The 23,570-nt window shown below is 37.5% G+C and carries 22 protein-coding genes and 1 riboswitch; of the genes, 12 read left to right on the top strand and 10 right to left on the bottom strand.

Going from position 1 to position 23,570, the window contains the following annotated elements; translation table 11 throughout:
* Nucleotides 1-243: 243 nt before the first annotated feature.
* Both LXM54_RS08250 and LXM54_RS08245 read left to right on the top strand, forming a co-directional pair.
* Nucleotides 244-687 carry a MarR family winged helix-turn-helix transcriptional regulator gene (locus LXM54_RS08250; RefSeq protein WP_233314645.1) on the top strand — a complete coding sequence of 148 codons (444 nt, stop codon included), beginning with the start codon at nt 244-246 and terminating at the stop codon, nt 685-687.
* Nucleotides 688-888: 201 nt separating this feature from the next.
* The gene (locus tag LXM54_RS08245) at nt 889-2,586 is read left to right on the top strand and encodes a M3 family oligoendopeptidase (protein WP_233314644.1); all 1,698 of its coding nucleotides are present in this window, start codon (nt 889-891) and stop codon (nt 2,584-2,586) included.
* Nucleotides 2,587-2,651: 65 nt separating this feature from the next.
* On the opposite strand, the gene LXM54_RS08240 is transcribed toward LXM54_RS08245, so the two are convergent.
* Nucleotides 2,652-2,861, bottom strand: a complete 210-nt coding sequence (locus tag LXM54_RS08240; protein WP_233314643.1) for a DUF2642 domain-containing protein — start codon at nt 2,859-2,861, stop codon at nt 2,652-2,654.
* A 199-nt stretch (nt 2,862-3,060) separates the two neighbouring features.
* A complete protein-coding gene (locus LXM54_RS08235) occupies nt 3,061-4,191 on the bottom strand; it encodes a CamS family sex pheromone protein (protein WP_233314642.1) in 1,131 nt (376 codons plus the stop codon).
* A 267-nt stretch (nt 4,192-4,458) separates the two neighbouring features.
* Here LXM54_RS08235 and LXM54_RS08230 point away from each other — a divergent pair, with 267 nt between their 5' ends.
* Nucleotides 4,459-4,977, top strand: coding sequence for an SF0329 family protein (locus tag LXM54_RS08230; RefSeq protein ID WP_233314639.1), 519 nt, complete (start codon nt 4,459-4,461; stop codon nt 4,975-4,977).
* Between the two features lie 36 nt (nt 4,978-5,013).
* Here LXM54_RS08230 and LXM54_RS08225 read toward each other — a convergent pair whose 3' ends face one another.
* A complete protein-coding gene (locus tag LXM54_RS08225) occupies nt 5,014-7,161 on the bottom strand; it encodes an ATP-dependent Clp protease ATP-binding subunit (RefSeq protein WP_233314638.1) in 2,148 nt (715 codons plus the stop codon).
* 247 nt (nt 7,162-7,408) lie between these two features.
* Between LXM54_RS08225 and LXM54_RS08220 the strand changes: the two genes are divergently transcribed.
* Nucleotides 7,409-8,449, top strand: a complete 1,041-nt coding sequence (locus LXM54_RS08220) for a YkvI family membrane protein (protein ID WP_233314636.1) — start codon at nt 7,409-7,411, stop codon at nt 8,447-8,449.
* A 27-nt stretch (nt 8,450-8,476) separates the two neighbouring features.
* Here the strand turns inward: LXM54_RS08220 and LXM54_RS08215 are convergent, their stop codons facing one another.
* Nucleotides 8,477-9,838 (bottom strand): PFL family protein, encoded by a 1,362-nt coding sequence (locus tag LXM54_RS08215; RefSeq protein WP_233314635.1) that lies wholly within the window; start codon nt 9,836-9,838, stop codon nt 8,477-8,479.
* Between the two features lie 17 nt (nt 9,839-9,855).
* Nucleotides 9,856-10,131 (bottom strand): ACT domain-containing protein, encoded by a 276-nt coding sequence (locus LXM54_RS08210; protein WP_233314633.1) that lies wholly within the window; start codon nt 10,129-10,131, stop codon nt 9,856-9,858.
* A gap of 246 nt (nt 10,132-10,377) precedes the next feature.
* A riboswitch (glycine riboswitch) is annotated at nt 10,378-10,453 on the bottom strand.
* A 187-nt stretch (nt 10,454-10,640) separates the two neighbouring features.
* Here LXM54_RS08210 and LXM54_RS08205 point away from each other — a divergent pair.
* On the top strand, nt 10,641-10,745 hold the full coding sequence (locus tag LXM54_RS08205; protein ID WP_233314632.1) for a DUF6254 family protein: 105 nt from the start codon (nt 10,641-10,643) through the stop codon (nt 10,743-10,745).
* A gap of 53 nt (nt 10,746-10,798) precedes the next feature.
* Here the strand turns inward: LXM54_RS08205 and LXM54_RS08200 are convergent, their stop codons facing one another.
* On the bottom strand, nt 10,799-10,972 hold the full coding sequence (locus tag LXM54_RS08200; RefSeq protein ID WP_233314631.1) for a YkvS family protein: 174 nt from the start codon (nt 10,970-10,972) through the stop codon (nt 10,799-10,801).
* Between the two features lie 448 nt (nt 10,973-11,420).
* Here LXM54_RS08200 and LXM54_RS08195 point away from each other — a divergent pair, with 448 nt between their 5' ends.
* The 4 genes from LXM54_RS08195 to LXM54_RS08180 all read left to right on the top strand — a co-directional run bounded on the left by LXM54_RS08195 (nt 11,421) and on the right by LXM54_RS08180 (nt 15,194).
* A complete protein-coding gene (locus tag LXM54_RS08195) occupies nt 11,421-11,615 on the top strand; it encodes a hypothetical protein (protein WP_233314792.1) in 195 nt (64 codons plus the stop codon).
* Between the two features lie 451 nt (nt 11,616-12,066).
* Nucleotides 12,067-12,333: a phosphocarrier protein HPr gene (locus LXM54_RS08190; protein ID WP_127735011.1), complete on the top strand. Its 267-nt coding sequence runs from the start codon at nt 12,067-12,069 to the stop codon at nt 12,331-12,333.
* Nucleotides 12,333-14,051: a phosphoenolpyruvate--protein phosphotransferase gene (gene ptsP, locus LXM54_RS08185; RefSeq protein WP_233314630.1), complete on the top strand. Its 1,719-nt coding sequence runs from the start codon at nt 12,333-12,335 to the stop codon at nt 14,049-14,051. The genes LXM54_RS08190 and ptsP overlap by 1 nt, the downstream gene beginning before the upstream one ends.
* 264 nt (nt 14,052-14,315) lie before the next feature.
* A complete protein-coding gene (locus LXM54_RS08180; protein ID WP_233314628.1) occupies nt 14,316-15,194 on the top strand; it encodes an NAD(P)-dependent oxidoreductase in 879 nt (292 codons plus the stop codon).
* Nucleotides 15,195-15,236: 42 nt separating this feature from the next.
* Here the strand turns inward: LXM54_RS08180 and LXM54_RS08175 are convergent, their stop codons facing one another.
* Nucleotides 15,237-16,385, bottom strand: a complete 1,149-nt coding sequence (locus tag LXM54_RS08175) for an aminotransferase A (protein WP_233314627.1) — start codon at nt 16,383-16,385, stop codon at nt 15,237-15,239.
* A 129-nt stretch (nt 16,386-16,514) separates the two neighbouring features.
* On the bottom strand, nt 16,515-16,682 hold the full coding sequence (locus LXM54_RS08170) for a hypothetical protein (protein WP_233314625.1): 168 nt from the start codon (nt 16,680-16,682) through the stop codon (nt 16,515-16,517).
* A gap of 319 nt (nt 16,683-17,001) precedes the next feature.
* Here LXM54_RS08170 and LXM54_RS08165 point away from each other — a divergent pair, with 319 nt between their 5' ends.
* The gene (locus LXM54_RS08165) at nt 17,002-18,303 is read left to right on the top strand and encodes an MFS transporter (protein WP_233314624.1); all 1,302 of its coding nucleotides are present in this window, start codon (nt 17,002-17,004) and stop codon (nt 18,301-18,303) included.
* Between the two features lie 457 nt (nt 18,304-18,760).
* Nucleotides 18,761-19,666: a chemotaxis protein gene (locus LXM54_RS08160; protein ID WP_233314623.1), complete on the top strand. Its 906-nt coding sequence runs from the start codon at nt 18,761-18,763 to the stop codon at nt 19,664-19,666.
* Nucleotides 19,667-19,723: 57 nt separating this feature from the next.
* Here LXM54_RS08160 and LXM54_RS08155 read toward each other — a convergent pair whose 3' ends face one another.
* Nucleotides 19,724-20,191: a YkyB family protein gene (locus LXM54_RS08155; protein WP_233314621.1), complete on the bottom strand. Its 468-nt coding sequence runs from the start codon at nt 20,189-20,191 to the stop codon at nt 19,724-19,726.
* 281 nt (nt 20,192-20,472) lie between these two features.
* On the opposite strand from LXM54_RS08155, the gene LXM54_RS08150 reads away from it, so the two are divergent.
* Nucleotides 20,473-22,608, top strand: a complete 2,136-nt coding sequence (locus LXM54_RS08150; RefSeq protein ID WP_233314619.1) for an EAL domain-containing protein — start codon at nt 20,473-20,475, stop codon at nt 22,606-22,608.
* A 97-nt stretch (nt 22,609-22,705) separates the two neighbouring features.
* On the opposite strand, the gene LXM54_RS08145 is transcribed toward LXM54_RS08150, so the two are convergent.
* Entirely contained in the window at nt 22,706-23,413 is a 708-nt protein-coding gene (locus LXM54_RS08145) for a C39 family peptidase (protein WP_233314617.1), read from the bottom strand.
* Nucleotides 23,414-23,570 lie beyond the last annotated feature (157 nt).

The following is a 23,570-nucleotide window of genomic DNA, read 5'->3' as shown; positions in this document are numbered from 1 at the left end:
CTCCATTAAAAATAACCAATTTATGTTTTAAGTAGATTTGTTTCTAAACTTATAATATACCATAAATTCCAAAAGAAGTAAGCAACTAGATGCCTATCTTTCGATTAAACAAATTGTCTGTAAACAATCCTGTTGATTCATTCGGAAAAAAAGGGTATGGTAAGAAGAGAAATTGACAAATACAAGGAAAAAAAGTATAATTAATTTGAATTCGAGATATTTTTATATAAAGGAAGAATAAATATGGGCAATGAAGAAACAAATCAATCATTAAAATTATTTATTGTGCTGTCAAGAGCATATCGAGCAATTAACGAAAACGTCAATAAACTTATTCACACATATGGATTGAATCCAACAGAATTTGCTGTTTTAGAACTGCTGTATCATAAAGGTGATCAGCCTTTGCAGCAAATTGGCGGAAAAATTTTATTGGCAAGCGGAAGTATCACGTATGTTGTGGATAAACTTGAGGAAAAAGGCTATTTGAAAAGGGTTGCCTGTCCTACTGATAGAAGGGTGACATTTGCATCCATTACCGACAGCGGAAAAGAAATGATCGAAACAATCTTTCCAAGCCATGAACAAAGAATTCATGATCTAATGTCTGAGCTTTCCACTGAAGAAAAGGAAACCGTCATACAGCTTGTAAAAAGATTAGGTCTTTCTGCCAGCGGAAAAAAATAACCAATTTGTTTAAAGAGGGGAGATACCCCTCTTTTTTTTATACTAATAATATATTAGTATAAACAAGTTTTACTAAGAATGCAGGAATATAGAGGCTCGCTGTATAATAAGAATAGTTGGATAAGAAATTAGATTTATTTCCGTTATACAACTATAATTATGAAAGCTTTGTGAAAAATAAAATAGCTTGGAGGAACATACGTGAAATTTTCAGCATTTACATACGAAAGACCAGATGTAACTAGCATAAAAAAAGAGATGGGCGCATTATTAGAAACCTTTAAAACTGCTGAAAATCTCGAACAGCAGATTGCAGTAATTGAAAAAATCAATAAGATCCGCAACAATGTTTCCACACAGTTTAATATTTGCTATATACGCCATTCGGTTGATACTGCTGATGAATTCTATCAACAGGAGCAGGATTATATTGACGAAATCTCTCCTGAAATAGAAGGGTTAGAAACGAAGTATTACGAGGCACTTGTGCAATCGAAATTCAAGGATGAGCTTGAAGCGAAATGGGGCAAACAATTATTCGCTTTAGCAGACGCTCAGCTGAAAGTCTTCTCCGAAGAAGTAATGTCTTTGCTGCAGCAGGAAAATAAGCTGTCAACAGAATATACAAAGCTAATGGCTTCTGCAAAGATTCATTTTGAGGGTGAAGAAAGAACATTGGCACAAATGGAGCCTTTTACTGAATCGAAAGACCGTGCTGTCCGGAAGGATGCAAATGAGAAGAAGTTTGCCTTTTTAGCGGAAAATGAAGCACAGCTTGACCGGATTTATGATGATATGGTTAAGGTCCGCACCGAAATCGCAAAGAAATTAGGATACAATAATTTTGTTGAGCTTGCTTACTACCGTATGTATCGCACAGATTATGATGCAGAGATGGTTGCTAAATTCAGAGAGCAGGTAAAGGAGCATATTGTTCCCCTTGCATCTAAGTTAAAAGAAAGACAGAAGAGCCGAATTGGCGTAGAAGAACTAAAATTTTATGATGAACCGTTCAATTTCTTATCAGGTAATGCAGCGCCTAAAGGTGATTCAGAATGGATCCTTGAAAATGGCCAAAAGATGTACAATGAATTGTCAAAAGAAACAGGCGAGTTTTTTAAACTGTTAAATGAAAATGAACTGATGGATTTAGTCGCTAAAAAAGGAAAAGCCGGCGGAGGGTACTGCACTTTTATTGAGGATTATAAGGCGCCGTTTATCTTTTCTAACTTCAATGGAACTTCCGGTGATATCGATGTATTGACACATGAAGCAGGACACGCATTCCAGGTGTATTCAAGCGGTGCTAATTTTGATATCCCAGAATACTACTGGCCGACATATGAAGCGGCAGAAATACATTCAATGAGCATGGAGTTTTTTACATGGCCGTGGATGGACCTGTTCTTCCAGGAAGATGCAGATAAATATAAATTTTCCCATTTAAGCTCCTCCTTGCTTTTCCTTCCATACGGAGTGTCTGTTGATGAGTTTCAACATTGGGTTTATGAAAATCCGAAAGCAACACCGAAGGAAAGAAAGCAGGCCTGGAGAGAAATTGAACAAAAATACTTGCCGCATAAAGATTATGATGGAAATGACTATCTAGAAGGGGGCGGCTTCTGGCAAAGACAATCCCATATTTACACATCTCCGTTCTATTATATTGATTATACGCTTGCCCAGATTTGTGCCTTCCAATTCTGGAAGCGATCAAGAGAGAATCAGGAGGAAGCTTGGGCTGATTATGTGAAACTATGCCAGCTGGGGGGAAGCCTGCCTTTCACAGAACTGGTGAAGGAAGCAAACCTGATATCTCCATTTGAAGATGGCTGTGTGGAATCAGTAATTGGAGAAATTGATGCATGGCTTCAATCTGTTGATGACAGCAAGCTTTAAAGAGGAAAAGAAGACCACATCATTATGATGTAGTCTTCTTTTTTTAAAGACGTTTTAGAAATAATCTATGGCTTTCCGACAAAGTAAACGATGTGCGGATAGCGAATATGATAATGAGCATCGCCGGCAGTTAATGGAATATGGTCAATCGCGACCCCGCTCCATACTTCATCTAATGCTCCCATTGTTATAATAACGCGCAGGTTTTTGTCTAATAGGTGATCAAGAAACACAGGCTCTGCTGAGACAGTATAAGCAGGGGATAATTGCTTCATTATATCGGGAAATTGTTTAGAAATGTATAATGGAAAGGGGCAGTTTCGTTTGCTGTTGCCATTGCTGGAATGGCTGCATTAATGAATCAACTCCTTTATTACTAATAAAGTATGTTAAGCATTCATAAAGGTGCTAAAGTCAGAGAATGAAATATAGGAAAAAAAACCGGCAAGGAATACTCCTTGCCGGTTTTTTCGTTTACTCATATATTTCTGTTTTAATTTCTTTTTCAGAAGGGTCCCATATCATAATTGCTTTTGATTCTTCATTTGTTCCAGACAGTTGAACAGTAATCGGTAAATAATCCGGAAGTATTTGTGATTCAATTTTGCCGCCGACATACTCTATCATGGCTGTTGTTTCAGAAGAGGTGATATTAGGTGCTTCAATATCAAGGGTAATATTGGACAGCTCGTCTTCTTCATAGAGAAGCTTTCCGGTCATGATAATGTTCAATGATTTAAACTGTGTTTGTATATCTTCTTCCAGCGTCGAAAGAACATTCGATAACGAGCGGTCTAAGCTTTCAAATGTACTCGAAGGGAAGGCGATATACTTTCTGTTAATGTCATTCCATTTAGCAATAGTATTGTCGTTTTTGTCAATATAAGAGGAAGCTAAAAACTTACCTGGCACGATATTGCCTTTATTTGTTTCTTCATAAAGAGTTAAAAATATTGGAACATCTGGGATATCGCTGTTCGCTCTTATTCTCTTCAAAATCGTTTCTGCAATTTTTTTCCCTTGTTCTTCGACTTCGTTTTTACCGTTTTCTGTTTGATCTACCTTTATTTCGTCTGTATAAACCAATCCTGCATCATCTGTTGCTCGAATATAATAGATTTTATTTAAGGAAACAGCTAAAGAGATGCCTTGAATCTTTCCTTTGCTATTCACATAATCTTGTTCGAGCACATGTGAAAGCACCTTCGGATTTTTCTTTTCGTCCTTTAATATGTCGCCAGTATCTGTTAACGATGGGTTTAAGCCATTTTTGTCATCTGACTTTCTTGCAATCCAGCTGTTTATCGTTGCTGAATCCAAATATTGCCCTTCTTGCAGATAGTAGTTATCTGTTGGGAATTGGTCTGTTGATAAATCCATCAAGCCCATTTCCAACTCTTTAATGTCGACTAGATTATCGACATTGTTTACTATTGCGCCTCTTGCAATATTTACTTTAACAGGCTCTGCAATTCGGTAAATTTCTTTGTTTTGTATGACAGTAGTTGGAACAGTTTCTTCTGTGCCTCCATTGCCAGTGTCGTTATTACAAGCAGCGAGCAGTGTCACTAAAACCGTACTCAGTAATAATTTCTTGTATTTCATTAAAGTAGCTCCTAACCAAGTAAAAATATGTAGAAAAAATGAATACCATTTATATGGTAACATGTTAATGTCTTATTAAATTACAAAAATATAGAGTGTAAAGCCAATGTTTATTCTACCATGTAGATTTTCTTTAGTAAAATGATGTCTGATTTGTAGGGGAGCTAAATGAAAATAGTATCTCACCTTCTGGATATTACAGCTCTGTTTTTGTTGTATATGTTAAAATGAAGGAAAAAGATGTAAATTATCCGTTGGAGGTTTAATATGTTTGCACCGAAATGGAGTAAAGTAAAAAAGCATTTACAAAGCTTTATAAGTCCATCCTTAATAAACAGAGTCGATTTTTTGATTATCAATTATCGTAAAGTCCATGATAACTTAGGAAGAGCGGTTATTACGGTGGATAAAAAAGAAGTATGGAATATGTGTACAATAACAGCTGAGCGAAAAAAATTAGAGAATGTCAGAACATCAGTTAACGTAGATGATTTAGATGGTTTTGTCAAAACAACAGCGAGAGGGGACTTTGCTCATAAACGCATGAAGGAGGAGAGCTTTGCCCAAGCTGATTTTTTTGATGGGCTGCAACAATACTTCAGCACACAAATTCACGTATCCTTGCAATCAAGCAATATGCTGATAAAAATCTTAGCTCTGCTTGATAGACGTGTCGGTAAAAGGACGTTAATACGCCTTTTTGACACTATCCAAACAGAATCGGAACTTGTGCAATTCTTTTACAAGCTAAGATGTGAAGCTTGTGGGATAAATGTTTATAAGTAAAAAAAACGCTCAGAAATGTTCTGAGCGTTGAAGCATTTATTGGACAACCGTGCTGCTGTTCACTTGTTTAATGATGATGTTATCATCTTCTAATACGGCAGTAAGTTCGCCAGCCTCTGGTTCATCTAAGATAAAGTCAGCAAGGCTGTCTTCGAGATGCTCTTGAATGACTCTTCTTAGCGGGCGTGCACCAAAGTCTGGGTGTGTTCCCAGTTCTACCAGTTTTTCTTTTGCTTCAGCAGTAACAGTCAAAGTGATATGCTGTTCTGCCAGTGCATCTGAAAGGTCTTCTAATAATAAATCAGTAATTTTTAGCAAATGTTCTTTTTCTAATGATTTAAATTCAACGATTGCATCAAAGCGGTTTAAGAATTCCGGTTTAAAGAAATTGCCTAATGACTGAAGCAGAGTGCTTTCTTCTAATGCAGCGTTATTCTCAAAACCAACGACGATGCGTTTATGGCCGATGCCGGCGTTGCTTGTCATGATGATAACACTGTCTTTAAAGCTTACTGTTCTGCCTTGGCTGTCAGTCAATCTGCCATCCTCTAAAATTTGCAGGAAGATTGACTGAACGTCTGGATGTGCTTTTTCAATTTCGTCTAACAGAATGATGCTGTACGGATTGCGACGTACTTGTTCTGTTAACTGACCTGCTTCTTCATGGCCGACATAACCGGGAGGAGAGCCGATGATTTTGCTGATGCTGTGTTTTTCCATGTATTCACTCATATCTAAGCGAATCATGCTGTCTTTGCTTCCGAATAATTCATTCGCTAATGTTTTTGTTAATTCCGTTTTACCAACACCAGTCGGTCCGACGAATAAGAAGCTTCCAATTGGTCTGTTTTTAGATTTCAAACCTGCACGGCTTCGTTTAATTGCTTTCGCCACTTTTAGAACAGCCGCTTTTTGACCGATGACTTTAGCTTCTAAATTATCTGCCAAGTTTTTCATTTTTTGCTGTTCATCCTGTTGCAGCTTGCCGACAGGAATGCCAGTTTTCTTCTCAATCAGCTCTTGAATCAGCGTAACATCTACAACAGGTTTTTCTGTATTTGGATTATTTAATGCTTTTTCAAGCTCCTGTTCCTCTTTGCGCAAGCTTGCAGCTGCTTCATAGTTTTCTTCTTTTAACACAGCCTCTTTTTGTTTAGCAATCTCTGCTAGACGGTTATCAATTTCCTCTGTATTTGTGTAGCTTGAAGCTAAGTTCATTTTAGAGCCGGCTTCATCAAGCAAATCAATTGCTTTATCTGGCAAGAAACGGTCTTGAACGTAGCGGTGTGACAATTCTACACATGCTTTAATTGCTTCATCTGTGTAAGCTACTTCATGGAATTTTTCGTATTTATCTTTAATTCCCTCTAGTATGGCAACAGCTGCCGAAACAGTTGGCTCAGCCACTTGGATCGGCTGGAATCTTCGTTCAAGTGCAGCGTCTTTTTCAATTTGGCGATATTCCTTTAACGTTGTTGCACCAATGATATGCAGTTCGCCCCTAGCAAGAGCCGGCTTAAGGATATTTCCAGCATCCATAGAGCCTTCAGCTGATCCAGCTCCCACCAGCTGATGAATTTCATCAATAAAGACGATAACATTTTTTCTTTCTTGGATTTCCTGAATAATTTGCTTCATACGTTCCTCAAACTGACCGCGTATGCCTGTGTTTGTTACTAAGGAAGCGACATCAAGCAAATAGATTTCTTTGTTTTTTAATTTCTTAGGTACATTGCCTTCTGAAATTTTAAGCGCCAAGCCCTCTGCGATTGCTGTTTTACCAACACCTGGCTCACCAATCAGGACTGGGTTGTTTTTATTTCTTCTATTTAATATTTCAATCACTCTGTCGATTTCATTCTCGCGGCCGATAACTGGATCAATCAGACCTGCATGAGCTAAATGATTTAAGTTTTTTCCGAATTTATCTAAAATACCATTTGTTTTATGAGATGGAGCTTCTTGATTTTCTTTGCTTGCCCCTGATTGTTGAAAGTTTTGATTAAATGATTTAAACAATTCATCAAAAGGGGAAGATTGTTGGAAAAACATTTGGTTAGATGTCATTTTTTGTTTTTCTTTTTGATAGCAGCTGTGGCATAGATTTACATTGTTTTCTTCATTATTTAGAACAAAACGCAGGCTCACATTTGCATGGTTAGTTTGGCATATTTGACATTTCATATAAAAATCCTCCTTTTGGAATTTGATCAATTTTGACCTTTTGTAATTATGATTATACTTTGACCTTTTTTGACTTTCAACTATTTTGCCTGATGAAATTATTGGAAATTTAATGGTCCTTTTAAAAATCCACCTAAGAAAAAAGAAAGATTACAGACACTTTAGCGGAAATAAAAGCAGATTACAAAGAAAATGCTCGTCATTGTTTGTCCATTTTGTCATATAGATTAGATAAGGAGGGAAATATGTGAAAAACAAATGGAGTGGAGCCTTTCAGCTTGCAGCTGTATATGTAGGTACTGTTGTGGGAGCTGGTTTTGCAACAGGTAAAGAAATAGTAGAATTTTTCTCTCAGTTTGGCATGATCGGTTTGTTTGGGATACTTGCCTCTGGTCTAATATTCTCTTATTTAGGCTCAAAACTAATGAGAATATCGGTAAAAATAAAAGCGAGATCATATCAGGAATTTACAATATTTCTGTTCGGCAGAATAGCAGGAAGTCTAGTCAATGTCTTAATGCTTATCATGCTTATTGGAGTATGTGCTGTCATGCTGTCAGGGGCAGGAGCTGTCTTTGAAGAGCAGCTTGGGTTAAGCAAATCTTTTGGAGTTATCTTTACCATAATTCTTTCATTAATTGTTATGCTTGTTGGTATGAAGGGATTATTTGCGGTTAATACATTTGTAGTACCTATAATGATAACTTTCAGCTTCATTTTGTTTTCTTTGTCGATTCAGCTGCCTGGCTTTATGGATCGTATTGATGATTACACAATGGTGGATTGGAAAGGGCTGACATCTCCATTTTCTTATACAGCATTAAATCTTTCTTTGGCGATTGCTGTACTTGTTCCGGCAGCTTCAGAAATAGGGGATGATGAAACAGTAAAATGGGGTGGGATAATCGGTGGTATTGCTTTAATGTTTATCCTTCTTTCGAGTCATTTTACGTTAATTATGCTCGAGAATATCGACAGCTACGCGATTCCGATGGCGTCTATTATGAGAAATCTGGCTCCAAATCTTTCTTGGATATATATTCTTGTCATATATGGGGAAATCTTCACTTCTGTCATAGGCAATGTTTACGGGTTGGAAAGGCAATTGAACCAGTATATAAAAATCCCGGGCATCCTCATTATTGCCTTAATCTTTGCAGTATCTTATTTGATCAGTTTCATTCACTATGGAACACTGCTGTCTTATCTATATCCGCTTTTTGGGTATATAAGCCTTGTTTTTTTACTGCTGTTATGGGCAAAGCCGATTCCACAAAAAAATGTCTGACTCCAAAGAGCCAGACATTTTTACTTGTTAGTTAATAAGCGCTTGCAGTGGGGAAGGGATGCGGCCGCCGCGGTCAATAAGCTTTTGAGAGCTGTACGGATTAACACCCATAACTGGAGCTCTGCCAAGCAAGCCACCGAATTCAACCATTTCGCCTTCTTTTTTACCAGGTACAGGGATTACACGAACAGCAGTTGTTTTTTTGTTAATCATTCCGATTGCTGCCTCATCAGCGATAATTGCCGAAAGGGTGGCAGGTGAAACGTCTCCTGTAAGTGCAATCATATCAAGTCCAACAGAGCAGACGCATGTCATTGCTTCTAGTTTTGACAATGTTAAGCTGTCATCAAGAATTCCGCGAATCATACCATTGTCTTCGCTGACAGGAATGAACGCTCCGCTCAAGCCGCCAACATAGGAGCTTGCCATTGCGCCACCTTTTTTCACAGCATCGTTCATAAGTGCAAGTGCTGCAATCGTTCCGTGTGTACCGACACGTTCAAGACCGATTTCTTCCAATATATCAGCAACACTGTCATTAATAGCATTCGTCGGTGCTAAAGACAGGTCCATAATTCCAAATGGAACCCCTAGGCGTTCTGCTACCACTCGACCAATCAGCTCACCAGCACGGGTAATCTTGAAAGTTGTCTTTTTAATAATGTCAGAAACCTCTCCTAAATCTGCATCAGGATATTTTCGCAATGCATTAAGCACAACACCAGGTCCGCTGACGCCAACATTAAGAACAACTTCTCCTTCACCAGCTCCATGGAAAGCACCAGCCATAAATGGATTGTCCTCAACAGGATTACAAAAGACAACTAGTTTTGCACATGCTAATCCGTTTTGGTCTTTCGTCCGTTCCGCTGCGTTTTTAATGATAATTCCCATTTGTTTCACAGCATCCATATTGATTCCAGTCCTTGTAGTAGCAACAGAGATAGATGAGCATACTCTTTCTGTTACAGCAAGCGCTTCAGGCAGTGCATCAAGCAGTGTTTGATCACCTTTTGTGATGCCTTTATGAACCAATGCAGAGTAGCCGCCGATAAAGTCAACATTCAAGTCTTTTGCTGCTTTATCCAAAGTTTTTGCCAGCTCAATTGCTTGTTCTACTGTTGCATTTCCAAGAATTTCAGCAATTGGAGTAATAGAAATCCGTTTGTTGATGATAGGGATCCCATATTCTTTTTCCGCTGCTTGGGCAACCTCTGTAAGCTTGCTTGCATAAGTAGTGATTTTTTTATAAACAGCGCTGTTCATTTTATTGAAATCAGAGTCAGCACAATCATACAGGCTTATCCCCATTGTAACTGTACGGATGTCCAAATTCTCCATTTGGACCATATTGATGGTTTCCATCATTTCATTTAATGCAATTTTCACTTTTTTTCCCTTCTTTCTTAGACACGGTGCATGGATTGGAATATGTCTTCTAATTGGATATTAATTTTTAAACCAAGCTGATTGCCCAATTCATCCAGCTGCTGGCGCAACTCATCGAGATTTTCTTTTTGAGTAATATCGACTATCATCATCATCGTAAAAAAGTCCTGTAAAATCGTTTGGCTAATATCCAAAATGTTGACATTGTTTTCTGATATGATAGTAGTCACCTTGCTGATAATTCCTACTTGATCTTTACCTACTACACTTACAACTGCACGTCGTTGCTGCATGATATCACCTCATTATAATGATGGTCTTTTGTTAAGAACGCCTTACAAAGTTTTAGTTGTTACTGCATATTCTGCTGCTACCCCCTAAAATTATGTAAGCTTAAGGTAGTGGTTCTTATAAAAAAGACAATTACAATTTGTACACGTTAAAAGAGAGAAAACGTTCCTTCCTAAAACAAAAAAGAGATTGGAATTCCTCCAATCTCTAGTCCAAAGAATAACGAATACACTATAAAAGTATAGATCAGTTACTCTCCTGTCCTTTTACCTGAGATTGTGAATCCTTCGGTGCCTTGAAAAAGGTCTCTCCAGAAGCTGCTCCTGCCATAGTGTAATCCATGACATTCAACGCACGCTATTCGTATATAAAATTATATTTGTGATGTTATCAGTTTTTTTTGATTTGGTCAACAACATTTCTTCCAGCAAGAATTACTGGCAAATAGGTTGACGCTGGATAATTTTAAAAACTCCGCTCATGCTAACAATAGCAAGAAAGGAGGTGCACTATGTCTAAGGCAAAACGAGAAGAAGAAAGAGAGTGGACTGTCCGTAAGCAGAAACAGAAGCCGCACGGAAAGGTCAAAACAAAAAAAGAGCTTGCTGAAGAGTAGAAGCTATTTATACTTAGAGTAAATAACAAGAAGCCGGCATAGCCGGCTTCTTGTTATTTAATTATTTTATAATTTTTATGATTAACGACCGTACGTTGTTCCAGCTCAAGGTCGCGATAATTATCCATATATGTCAAATCTACTATTACCGAATTCTCATTTACTTTTTCTACAATTCCTTGCAGGCCTCTAAATTCAATGATATTGCCAACCTCAGCTCTCTTCATTTGTACTCTCTCCTTATATGCCAAATTTATATAATTCTGTATTTTTAGTTTGCACTAAAAAAACTTTCCCGTAAAGAAATATGGATATATGATGAACAAAGAAGGCATTTGTTTATATCCATTTCGTGCAGTTTAAAATTAAACCGCTTACCTTTTGGGGTAATCCATTAATCGATGCAGTTAATCTAAGCTAACTTTTGCATCTTAGAAGTAGGATATTAGGCTTATGCACACGTTCAACAGCTTGGACAAAAGTTTATTCGTATGAATGAAGTTATTATAACATAGTTTTCAGTAATTGGTAATTATATGCACATTCATATCTTATAGACATTGTATGCAAGGATGAACAAATTTGTTTCCAGCAATCATGTGTGATAATAATATTTATATGTGCATTGTTTAAAGAAATGATAGGTAATAATGAAAAGGCAGGTAATTGGATTATATGTTGCAGGAAGAAGTTATACATGTGTTAGAGCAATTAAAATCTGGAGAACTTAAGGAATATAAAGTAAGCAAAGCCGATTTTCTCGCTTTCCGTCTCGAACTCGTTAAGAGGGAGGATTTTAAGCATTACCGGGGAATTGCTCAAAGAGGCGGCGATGTTATTTATCAATACCTCGAAGAACCGAGAAGCTAGTTGGTAGGAAAAGACTAGTTGTAGGTAATTGGTATGAGGTATGTGCGTACAAAGCTTTTTTAAGTTTGTGCGATATTTTTCATTGTCTCATCGGAAAAGAAATGCTATCCTACTTTTGAGATGTCTTTTTTAAAAATAACTTAAATGCCTGATAATTATCATTAATTTACATTTTTTCTTATGCTTTTGGAAAAAACTATAATGGTCAAATAATATATATAAAAATGTTGATTTTACAGTAAACACAACAATCCAGCAAGTCTTGTACGCTTGATGGCTATTCGGACAAGTTTAAAATTTACATCTTTTATACTTTCAGTTTACAATAGTAGCTATTAAATTATATATTAGTTATGGATAAACAATTTTCTTGACTATTATATAGGGTTGTTTAAGTTGAAAAGGCTTAATGCATCTTATTTATTATTTGAATGAAGGAGTTTGATTTTTAATGGTAGAAAAACAATTTAAAGTTATCGCAGATACAGGGATTCATGCCCGTCCAGCAACTCTTTTAGTACAAGCTGCAAGCAAGTTTGACTCTGAAATTAACTTGGAGTTCAAAGAAAAAAAGGTTAACCTTAAATCTATCATGGGTGTTATGTCTCTTGGAATCGGCCAAGGCGCTGACATTAAAATCATTGCAGAAGGCAGTGACGAAACAGAAGCTATTAACGGTTTAGAAGAAACATTGAAAAAGGAAGGACTTGCTGAATAATGAGTTTTTTACAAGGAATTGCTGCCTCTAGTGGAATTGCCATTGCTAAAGCATATCGTTTAGTAGAACCGGATTTATCTTTTGAAAAGAAAACAGTAGAAGATGCTGCTGCTGAAATTAACCGTTTCCAAGCTGCTCTTTCTACTTCTAAGCAAGAGTTGGATGCTATTCGTGAAAAAGCGAACAAAGAATTAGGTGCTGATAAAGCAGCGATCTTTGAAGCGCATCTTTTAGTATTAAGCGATCCAGAATTAATCGCTCCAATTGAAGACAAAATCAACACAGAATCTGTAAATGCAGAAGTTGCTTTGAAAGAAACAACAGATATGTTTATCAACATGTTTGAATCAATGGATAATGAGTACATGCAAGAGCGTGCTGCTGATATCCGTGACGTTACTAAAAGGGTTCTTTCTCACTTGCTAGGTGTACACTTGGCTAACCCAAGCATGATTTCAGAAGAGGTTGTAGTGGTAGCGGAGGACTTAACTCCATCTGATACAGCTCAGTTGAACCGTCAATTTGTTAAAGGCTTCACAACAGATATCGGCGGAAGAACTTCTCACTCTGCTATCATGGCTCGTTCTTTGGAAATTCCTGCAGTAGTTGGAACGAAAAAAGCGACAGAAGAAATCTCAAACGGTGATTTAGTAATCGTTGACGGATTGAAAGGTGAAATCCATATCAATCCAACTCCAGAAGTAGTAGAAAGCTACAAAAAAGTTGCTGCAGAATATGAAGAGCAAAAAGCTGAGTGGGCTAAGCTTGTTAACGAGCAAACTGTCAGCGCTGATGGTGTGCATGTAGAATTGGCTGCAAACATCGGTACTCCAAACGATTTAGAAGGTGTTACTTCTAACGGTGGAGAAGCAGTAGGTCTATACAGAACAGAATTCCTTTACATGGGCAGAGATCAGCTTCCAACAGAAGATGAGCAGTTCGAATCTTACAAAGCTGTTCTTGAAGGAATGAAAGGTAAGCCGGTTGTTGTTCGTACATTGGACATTGGTGGAGACAAAGAGCTTCCATACCTTGAACTTCCTAAAGAAATGAATCCATTCCTAGGATTCCGTGCAATTCGTCTATGTCTAGAAGAAACTGGAATCTTCCGTACGCAATTAAGAGCATTGCTTCGTGCAAGCTCATATGGAAACTTGAAAATCATGTTCCCAATGATTGCAACATTAAACGAATTCCGTGCTGCTAAAGCATTGCTTGAAGAAGAAAAAGCAAACTTGACTGCTGAAGGTGTAACAGTTGCTGATAAAATCGAACTTGGAATTATGGTTGAGATTCCTTCAACAGCTGTATTGGCAGACCAATTTGCGAAAGAAGTTGATTTCTTCAGTATCGGAACAAATGACTTGATCCAATACACAATGGCTGCTGACCGCATGAACGAAAGAGTTTCTTACCTGTATCAGCCTTACAACCCATCCATTCTACGTCTTGTTAAGATGGTTATTGATGCTGCGCATAAAGAAGGCAAATGGGCTGGAATGTGCGGAGAGATGGCTGGAGACGAAACAGCAATTCCGTTATTGTTAGGTTTAGGATTGGATGAATTCTCTATGAGTGCGACATCTATCCTTAAAGCAAGATCACAAATTCTTAACCTGTCTAAAAAAGAAATGGAAGAGCTTGCTGAAAAAGCATTGCAAATGTCCACAACAGAAGAAGTTATGGAAGCAGTTAAAGCTGCAGCAAAACTTTCTTAATCAGGCAGAAAAAATAAATAAATTTTTTAATAAAAAAAGTGAGGATTCATGTTTAGAATTGCTTACAGCGGGTAAAAATAAACTAAGCACAGGCACTTAAAGTTTTTTAAGTTTGCTAAGCTATTCTCATTTTCCCCTTATTGACTGACTAGTAGCCTAGTCAGTCCTTTTTTTGCTTCTTTTTCTCATGTCCTGTTAATGAATTATTTTAAGCCTGTATGGTATGATTGAGGAGCAAACGAAGAAATTGGGAGGGAGAATGGAATGCTTTCTAAAGAAAATACGGTAATTGGATTTATCGGCATCGGTGTAATGGGAAAAAGCATGGCGCGCAATCTCATGAAAAAAGGGTATTCTGTTGTGGTGTATAACCGCACGAAGGAAAAAGCAGCAGATTTGCTGCAGGAAGGCGCAGCTTGGGCTGCAAGTCCGAAAGAAGCAGCGGAAAAAGCTAATGTTATCATTACGATCGTTGGCTACCCTAAAGATGTGGAAGAAGTGTATTTAGGGGAGAATGGAATCATAACAAACGGCAAAGAAAATACATATGTGATTGATATGACAACATCAACTCCAAGCTTGGCTAAAAAGCTTTTTGAAGAAGCTAAGAGCAAAAAGATGCATGCATTAGATGCACCTGTTTCTGGCGGCGATATTGGCGCTAGGGAGGCTAAGCTGTCGATAATGGTCGGAGGAGACAAGGAAGCCTTCCATGATATGCTGCCAATTTTCGAAATCTTGGGAACAAATATCGTTTACCAAGGTCCGGCAGGCTCTGGACAGCATACGAAGATGTGCAATCAGATTGCCATTGCTTCGAATATGATAGGAGTTTGTGAAGCGATTGTTTATGCTGAAAAAGCAGGCTTAAACCCGGAAAATGTTTTGAAAAGCATTTCGACAGGAGCAGCGGGCAGCTTTTCGTTGACTAACTTGGCTCCGAGAATGATTAAAGGAGACTTCGACCCAGGTTTTTATATTAAGCATTTTATTAAAGATATGAAAATTGCCATGGAAGAAGCAGAAAAAATGGGCATGGAAACACCAGGCTTGACGCTGGCTGAAAGCTTGTACAGCAGACTGTCTGCTTTAGGTCAAGACGAGTTGGGCACACAGGCATTATATAAATACTGGCAGCAATAAAAAAGGAACTCTCCTTAAGCACAGGAGAGTTCCTTTTTTTGTTTAATGGGAGGCTAAATATGCTGCAAGTCTGTCACATGCCTCTTTTAATGTATCAAAAGAATAAGCGAAGGAAATGCGGAAATAGCCTTCTCCTAAAGCTGAAAAAGCGCTGCCTGGAACAACTGCTAAATTGGCCTTTTCCACTAAATCCAAGCAAAAGTCAAAGGAGCTTGTGCCTGCTACAGGTATCTTAATGAAAAAGTAAAAGGCGCCGTCAGGGTTTATCACTTCTAAGCCCATATCTGCCAGGCGGGAGTAAAGATAGTCCCGTCTTTTTTTATACTCCTCTTTCATTGCTAAACTGTCATTAATGCCGACAGTTAATGCCTGTAATGCTGCTCGCTGGGAAACAGATGAGGCGCATGTCACGTTGTATTGATGAACTTTCAATATTTGCTGGCAAATGCTTTCAGGAGCAAACAGAAAACCAATTCTCCAGCCTGTCATGCTGTGAGATTTAGATAGACCATTAATCACAATCGTTTTTTCTCTTAAAAAACTGCCAATGGATATATGATCAGCATCAAAGAGTAGTTCGCTGTAGATTTCATCTGCCAGTACGAATATATCTTTGTCTTTAAGCAGTTCAGCTATAGCCAAAAGTTCCTGCTTGTTAAGGCTGACACCTGTCGGATTGCTTGGATACGGCAAAACGATGCATCTAGTCTTATTTGTTATGTATGGTGCAATAAGCTCTGCAGTAAAGCGAAACCCATTGTCTTTAATATCCACATAAACTGGATCTGCCCCGCAAAGGCGAACTATCGGCTCATATCCAGGATAAACAGGTCCTGGAAGTATCACTTCGACACCTTCGTCTAATATGGTCCGGAAGGCTATATCGATTGCTTCACTTGCGCCTGCAGTTACAATAACCTCTGATTGGGGATTATAGTTTAAGCCGTATTTTTGGTTGACAAAGTTACTTGCTGCCTCTCTGAGTGAAAGATCTCCTGCATTATGAGTATATGTCGTAAAATCCTCATCAATTGCTTTTTTGGCAGCTTCTTTAATATGATCTGGTGTAGGAAAATCAGGCTGGCCGATTGTAAGGGAAAGCATGTCTTTTTTGCCTGCAACCATGTTGGAGAATTTACGAATTCCGGATATTTCAATATCCTTTACTTTTTTGTTTATCAAATATTCCATGTTTTCCACCTTATTTTTTATTTTCTGCTTATTATTAGTATCATAACAAATCCGTGTTATCTTGAAAACATTAGCCTGACCATAAAAAAAGAAGCACTTTGAAAAAAGCGCTAAAGTTTATTGCAAAGATTAATAACCGTAGTCCCAATCTATATCATTTTTGAGAAAAACGATGTCTCCATCCGCGGGCGTAAAAATGAAATTTATTTCCTCTGTGACAGAAGTGTCTGCAATTTGTATATTTTCAACAATGATGATAGATGAATCAAGGTTAAAGAAAATGGCTGTACTATTCATCGGTTTACTTCCCCCCTTATACGCTCCATCTTAAGTTACTGATGCCCTATACAATATCCTATTCGCAAAGGATATTTTCGATTAGATTTTAGCTCGAAATTCACAAAGTTGTGCTTTTTTAAAGCGTATGGCAGAACACTTAAAGTTTTACGATTACAGTTTATTTACATAAAAAGGGTTGTTTCCTTTAATTTCAGCAGATAAGATGGAAAAGGAGGAGGTTATTACCATAAATGTATGGATAATGGGGGTAATCTTCATTTCCTTTCATATAATGATAAAACAAGTTCTGTTTGATTGAAGGAGGTCAATTTATAGAATGGAACAACGAAAAATCCAAACGAAAGATTTACGAGGGCCCGCACTGTATTTTTCATTGCCAATACTCGCTTGGGCTCTATATGATGCAGCAAACACGATATTTTCTTCCAATATTAACACGATATTTTTCCCTTTATATTTAAAAGAGGTAATTGGCTCAAATGAGGTTCAAGACCAAATAGCCAGCACGTTAATATCGTATTCTAACGCACTAGCTAGCTTTTTGTTAGTTTTATTCTCCCCTTTGTTTGGCGTGCTTATGGATAGAACAGGGAGGAAAAAGAAATATATTATCATTTTTACGATCATAACAGTTATTTCAACTGTTCTGATGGGAGTTTTCGGAGGAATCACATTCCAAGACTCTATCATAGGCATACCTATGTCATTATTTATCGTTATATTATTATTCGTTTTTGCAAAGTTTACTTACCATTCTAGTCTTGTATTTTATGATGCGATGATTTCAGATCTTGGCACAAAAGAACAGCTGCCGCTTATTTCTGGATTTGGTGTGGCAGTTGGATATATGGGGACATTGATTGGCTTGCTTGTATACATATTTGTTGGAGATGATAACTTTCATCAATCATTTATCCCGACAGGCTTGCTGTTTTTATTATTGTCTCTACCGCTTTTCTTTATTATTAAAGATACTCCAAAACAGACTGCAGAAAAACAATCCTTTCTGTCTGGCTATAAGGAAATCTATGAAACATTTAAGCAAGCAAAGAGCTACCGTAATATCTTTACTTTTATGATTGCTTATTTCTTCTTAAATGATGCAGTGGCTACGACAATTGCGATGATGGCTGTTTATGCACAAGCCATAGTTGGGTTTTCTACGGGCAAGTTTATTGTTTTATATTTAGTCTCGACACTATCAAGCATAATAGGCTCTTTTATTTTTGGTTACATTGCAAAAAGAATCGGTGCTTATCAATCAATCAGAATTGTGGGGTATCTATTAGTTGCTGCCTTAATTATCGCAACAGCTGCTTGGAATGAGCTGATGTTCTGGATTGCTGGAAGCATGTTTGGTATTGCTCTTGGCAGCATGTGGGTTACTTCTAGAACGTATATCGTTGAAATTACCCCCGAGGAAAAAAGGGGCCAGTTTTTTGGTTTATTTGCATTCTCAGGTAAAGTTTCCTCTATTGTTGGTCCGCTTCTATATGGAAGCATCACCTTAATTTTTGCCGATTTAGGAGATACAGCGAGCAGGATGGCATTAGGGTCACTAATCATCCTAACTATAATTGGTTTGATCGTGCACGGAAAGGTACAAACAGATAAATAACGAATAAATAGGCTGAAACATAAGGACGTCAATCTCTAATCAAAACCAAACTATTAACGATTAATAGTTTGGTTTTTTGTATGAATATAATAATGAAAAGTCTTAGCAGAATGGAGCGGAGGACACTAGACTTCTGCGGGTAAAAGAGGACACTTTAGCTTCCTCCCCCCGAAAAAAGCGATTGGACGAGAGCTAATGAACCGAACAATTTATTCGTATTTAGATTGGCTATCTTTTGTTTTGTCTCATCTCCTGTTGGGTTTATGAGACACATCTGTGCAAATTATTTTTTTAGCACTCTTCATAGATTTTAAAAGCGGCCGATATAAAAAAAGAATCAAGGCAAAGCTTTCATCTGAACAAACTTTTGCCAATTATAAAATAAATGTTTAAGTTTACAATAATTGCAACGATATAACGAGTAAGCAGATTATGTTTAGTAGGAAGGACGAAAATAATGAACAACGATAAAGGAATCTTACTAGAGACAGGTACAAATGAATTAGAGATTGTAGAATTTGGTGTAGGCAAAAATAAATTCGGGATAAATGTTATTAAGGTAAAAGAAATTATTAACCCTGTACCTATTACGTCAATTCCCCATGCCCATCCTAATGTTGAGGGCATTATGGAATTGAGAGGAGAAGTGCTGCCAGTCGTAAACCTTGCAAATGCTTTAGGTTTGCCGCCTTCAGAGGAGCCGGAGAAAGATAAATTTATTGTTTCTGAGTTCAACAAAACAAAAATTATCTTTCACGTACATAATGTCTCCCAGATACATCGTATCTCTTGGGAAGACATTGAAAAGCCTTCTGAAATGTACCAAGGTGCAGAAAGTCAAATCATTGGTGTAATTAAGCTGAATGGCGAAATGATTTTGCTTCTTGACTTCGAACGCATTGTTGTTGATATTAATCCAGATTCAGGTATTAATGTTCAGCAAGTGAAAAGATTAGGAACACGTGAAAGAAGCAATAAACAGCTTATTGTAGTCGAAGATTCACCATTGCTAAGAAAACTGCTTGAGGATACGCTAGCAGAGGCAGGCTATGAGAAGGTGCATTTCTTTGAAAATGGCCGAGAAGCATTGGAACATTTGCAAGGAGTCATTGATTCTGGCAAAAAGATAGAAGATGTTGTCCAATTGGTGATTACAGATATTGAAATGCCGCAAATGGATGGACATCATTTAACAAGAAAGATTAAAGAGGAAGCTAAGCTGAGCCATCTTCCAGTTATCATTTTCTCTTCCTTAATTACGGAAGATTTAAGACATAAAGGGAAACGTGTCGGAGCGAATGCACAAGTAAGCAAACCAGAAATAGCGGAATTAATTCTGTTAGTTGATGAGTATATTATCTAAAAAAGAAAGACTGCATGAATGATGAATTCTTGCAGTCTTTTTGCTATATGCATTTAACTAATAGCTTTCCCCAAGTCTTTTGAAAACAGGCTTAACATATCGTTTGCTTGGCGGCTTGTTTTGATCTTGGTTGTCTTCTTTTAAACCAGTATATGCAATCAACAGCTTTTTTGCCTGGTTAAGAGAGAGGGTAGATTTTGGATTCCTGACGTTTTGGTTTAAAGAACCAAGATGAGGCAATTCTTCAAAATCTTTTTTTGTTGGCGGCAAGTGAAAGGTATATTCCCCACATTGAACCAGGATATCAGACTGCTGCTGGCTGTTTCTTGGATTGCTGGAAAAGTGAAGCCCTACCTTTTTTGCTTTCCCTTCACTCAGCAGTTTTTGCAGACTTGCCTGTTTCAGCTTATAAAGAAATTTCGGATCTGTTGCTGTTTTAGCATGGCGATTTACTACTGAAATGGATTGAGAGAGGTTTTCGATCGTTGGATGCAGTTGCGGCATTTTTGATGGATGCTTGTGCATTATCTATAAACTCCTTTCTAGTAGAGAATGAATACAAGCTATTATACTATTTTTCCAATAGAAAAGGAATCCTAATCTAAAAGCGTCTTCTATAATGGAATGATTCCTTTTTAAAAGGTTATTATAAACATTTCTTACTAATTGCCGATAATTATACTAAGAAAAACGTAGATATATTATTGATTCCATTATTGTAGACGAACAGCCTGGGATTTATACATTTTAGCGCATGGCTAATTTTGAACGAAAAGCAATAAAAGAAGTAATTAAGGATGATACAAATGAACGGATTTTTTGAGAGTATTAAGGACGAACAGCATCTAGACCCTAATATGAAAATAGAGAGAATCATATTTGAAATCATTTTTAATCATGTTAATGATCTGGTATATATCATGAAGGCAGAGCCTGGTCCTGTTTTTCGCTATGTATTTGCCAATAAGGCAGGCTATATTCACGCGAAGCTCACACCTGATTATATCGGGAAATCATTGCAGGATGTTCTGCACCAAGGTGTATATGGTGGCCTGCAGCTAGAATATGAAAAGGTGTATGCGGAAAAAAACATCCATGTATTCTCTGATGAAGTTATGTTGCCAGAAGGAATTAAAAGATATGGTGAATCTGTCTTAACACCTATACTGGATAAAAATAGGGATGTTAAATTCATCGTTTCTGTTACTAGAGATGTGACAAAACTGCAGGAAGAAAAGCAGAGACTGATTGAAAGAGAGCAGGAAATTCGTTCCATCGTCGATCATAATCTAGACGCCATTTTAGGGATTGATTTAAACGGCTTGGTCCAAACGATTAATCCGGCAGCTGAAAAGTTAATGGAATATCCTTTAGACAAAATAAAAAACAGGTCAATCTTTGATTTAATAGAAGAAGTAAGCCATACATCCTTTAAGGATCAAGTTAGGAAATGCAGGTTGACTCACCTATCTCAGTCACTCGACAGCATGCTGAAAATGAAGAATGGCCAAGTACTTAATGTTCATATTAAAATCATCCCCATTCTAATTAGTAGTACTGCAAAAGGGATGTATATCATTTTAAGAGATATGTCTGAGAAAACAGAGACTGCCGAGAAAATTAGATATATGGCTTTTCACGATCAACTGACAGGTCTGTATAACAGACGCGCTCTTCTGGAAGATTTAAATATTGAAATAAACAAGGCGACTAAAACCGGCCAAGAAATCGCGCTATTGACAATTGACCTTGATCGGTTTAAATACATTAATGACACATTTGGCCATATTGTCGGCGACCAGATATTGATAAAGGTTGCTGAAAGGCTGTTAGAATTCAATAACCAAGATTGCCATGTTTACAGGCAAGGCGGAGATGAGTTCAATATTATGCTATCTAACACAACAAGGCAGAAAACGAGCGCCTTTGCTCAAGCAATTTTGTCGAGGTTTGCCAGCTCTTTTTATCTAAATTCACAAGAATATTATATAACGCCAAGTATCGGCATCAGCATGTATCCTAACGATGGGAAGGATGAAGATACACTTATCAAAAATGCGGATGAAGCACTTTTCCGAGTGAAGGAAAGAGGAAAAGCTCATTCTCAATTTTACCGGTCTGATATGAATGTCGCTTTAACAAATATCGTAACATTGGAAACTAACTTGCGAAAAGCGGTGCAAAATAAAGAACTGACCCTTTTTTATCAGCCGCAGATTGATTTAAAAACTCAGAGTATTAAAAGTGTTGAGGCGTTGCTGCGCTGGGATAGCCCTGTCCTTGGAATTATTTCTCCAGGTGAATTCATCCCTCTTGCAGAGGATACTGGACTTATCATCCCAATTGGCAACTGGGTGATTGAAACAGCTTGTCAGCAAATCAGCAAATGGTTGAAGTCATTTAATGATGGTATTCGAATTGCCGTCAATATTTCACCAAAACAGTTTGAACAGCCGAATTTTGTTGATATTATCAAAACAGCCATTATAAAAAATGATATTCCGCCGCACTTGCTGGAAATTGAAATAACAGAAGGGGCTATGCATAATTCTAAAGATGCTATTCCTATCCTTCGGAAATTAAAGGAGCTTGGGGTCATTATTTCTGTTGATGATTTCGGGACAGGATACTCCTCACTCAGTTATTTAAAACAATTTCCGATTGATATTTTAAAAATTGACCAATCATTTGTCAGAGATGTGCTAGAGAATGTAAAGGATGCGGCTATAATTACAACCATTATCCACTTAGGAGAGAATCTGGGCATGGATGTCATTGCAGAAGGAGTAGAAAGCCGGGAACAGGCTGATATTTTAAAGGCAGCTAACTGTCATAAAGCGCAAGGATTTTATTATTCCAAGCCGCTCCCTGCTGAGGAAGTTGAACGTTTTTTACAAACAAAAAACAGCATTAATAACAGGAATGAACTACCTGGTTTGTGAATAAAATGATAGTGGATTATAGGAAACATAGGCAGGGAATCTGGCTATTCTCTTGTTTTTAACGGCCATCCTTGGATATTTCCGAGGATGGCATTCTTTATCTATAGCTGACAGCTCTATGCTTTAATGCTGCCCAAGATTCAATAAATCGTGACTTGCTTACTTTTACTTTTTTTCTTCCTGACAGTGGATCGTTTAAATAAACATATTTATCATCATACCCAACGAGGACAACAGCGTGCAAATCAAGTGGTGTTTTGATTGTTCTGCCATTATGCTGCCATGATTCCCATCTGTCTGGTAGTCGGTAGTCTCCAGTAGTCCATACTACAACGGGGTATCCGTCAGAAACATGCTTTTCAACAGCGGAAAAAGAAAGGTTAGTTAAATTAACGGCCCTTTCAGGCAAATAATTATTTACTAAATCTTCTATTGGCTGGTCAAACACAGCGTAGCCGCTCGTTTTGCCTGTCATATCTCCTACAAACCCTACAGCCGGGTCACCCCAGCTTATGATGTCCCCTCGTTTTTTAACAAGAGGGTCAGTATCCTTAGATACCTTTTTATATAAATCCATTTTCGTTACTTTCACCCCAGCATATTGCAGTACCATAGCAAGACTTGTGACTTCACACCCATATTTAAGCTCAGGGTTTTGCTTGATCAGCGGCACATTAAGCATGATGGACCTTTTCTGCGTGGAGGCAGCGTGTGTTTTTTGACTTAAGGCAAATTCCATTCCTATTTGTGATTGTTGGAAGCAAGTGATAAGCACCAACAGAGATAAAAGTCTAAATATACGCATTAGCAACCTACTTTCGATTGCCGGCTCCTATGGTAATTAGGATATGTGTTTATTTCCTGTTTATAAGTATCAACACTTTCCAGTTGAATGAACGATTTGCTTATATGCTCAATATTCAAAATAAATACGTTTTATGGCTATATTAAAGGGAAAAAGT

Origin of the sequence: Bacillus sp. Au-Bac7 (assembly GCF_021341655.1) — a bacterium.
In the GTDB taxonomy this organism is placed as follows: Bacteria; Bacillota; Bacilli; order Bacillales; family Cytobacillaceae; genus Niallia.
Note: the sequence above shows the minus strand (reverse complement) of the source record. Positions and strands in the feature narration are given on the sequence as shown.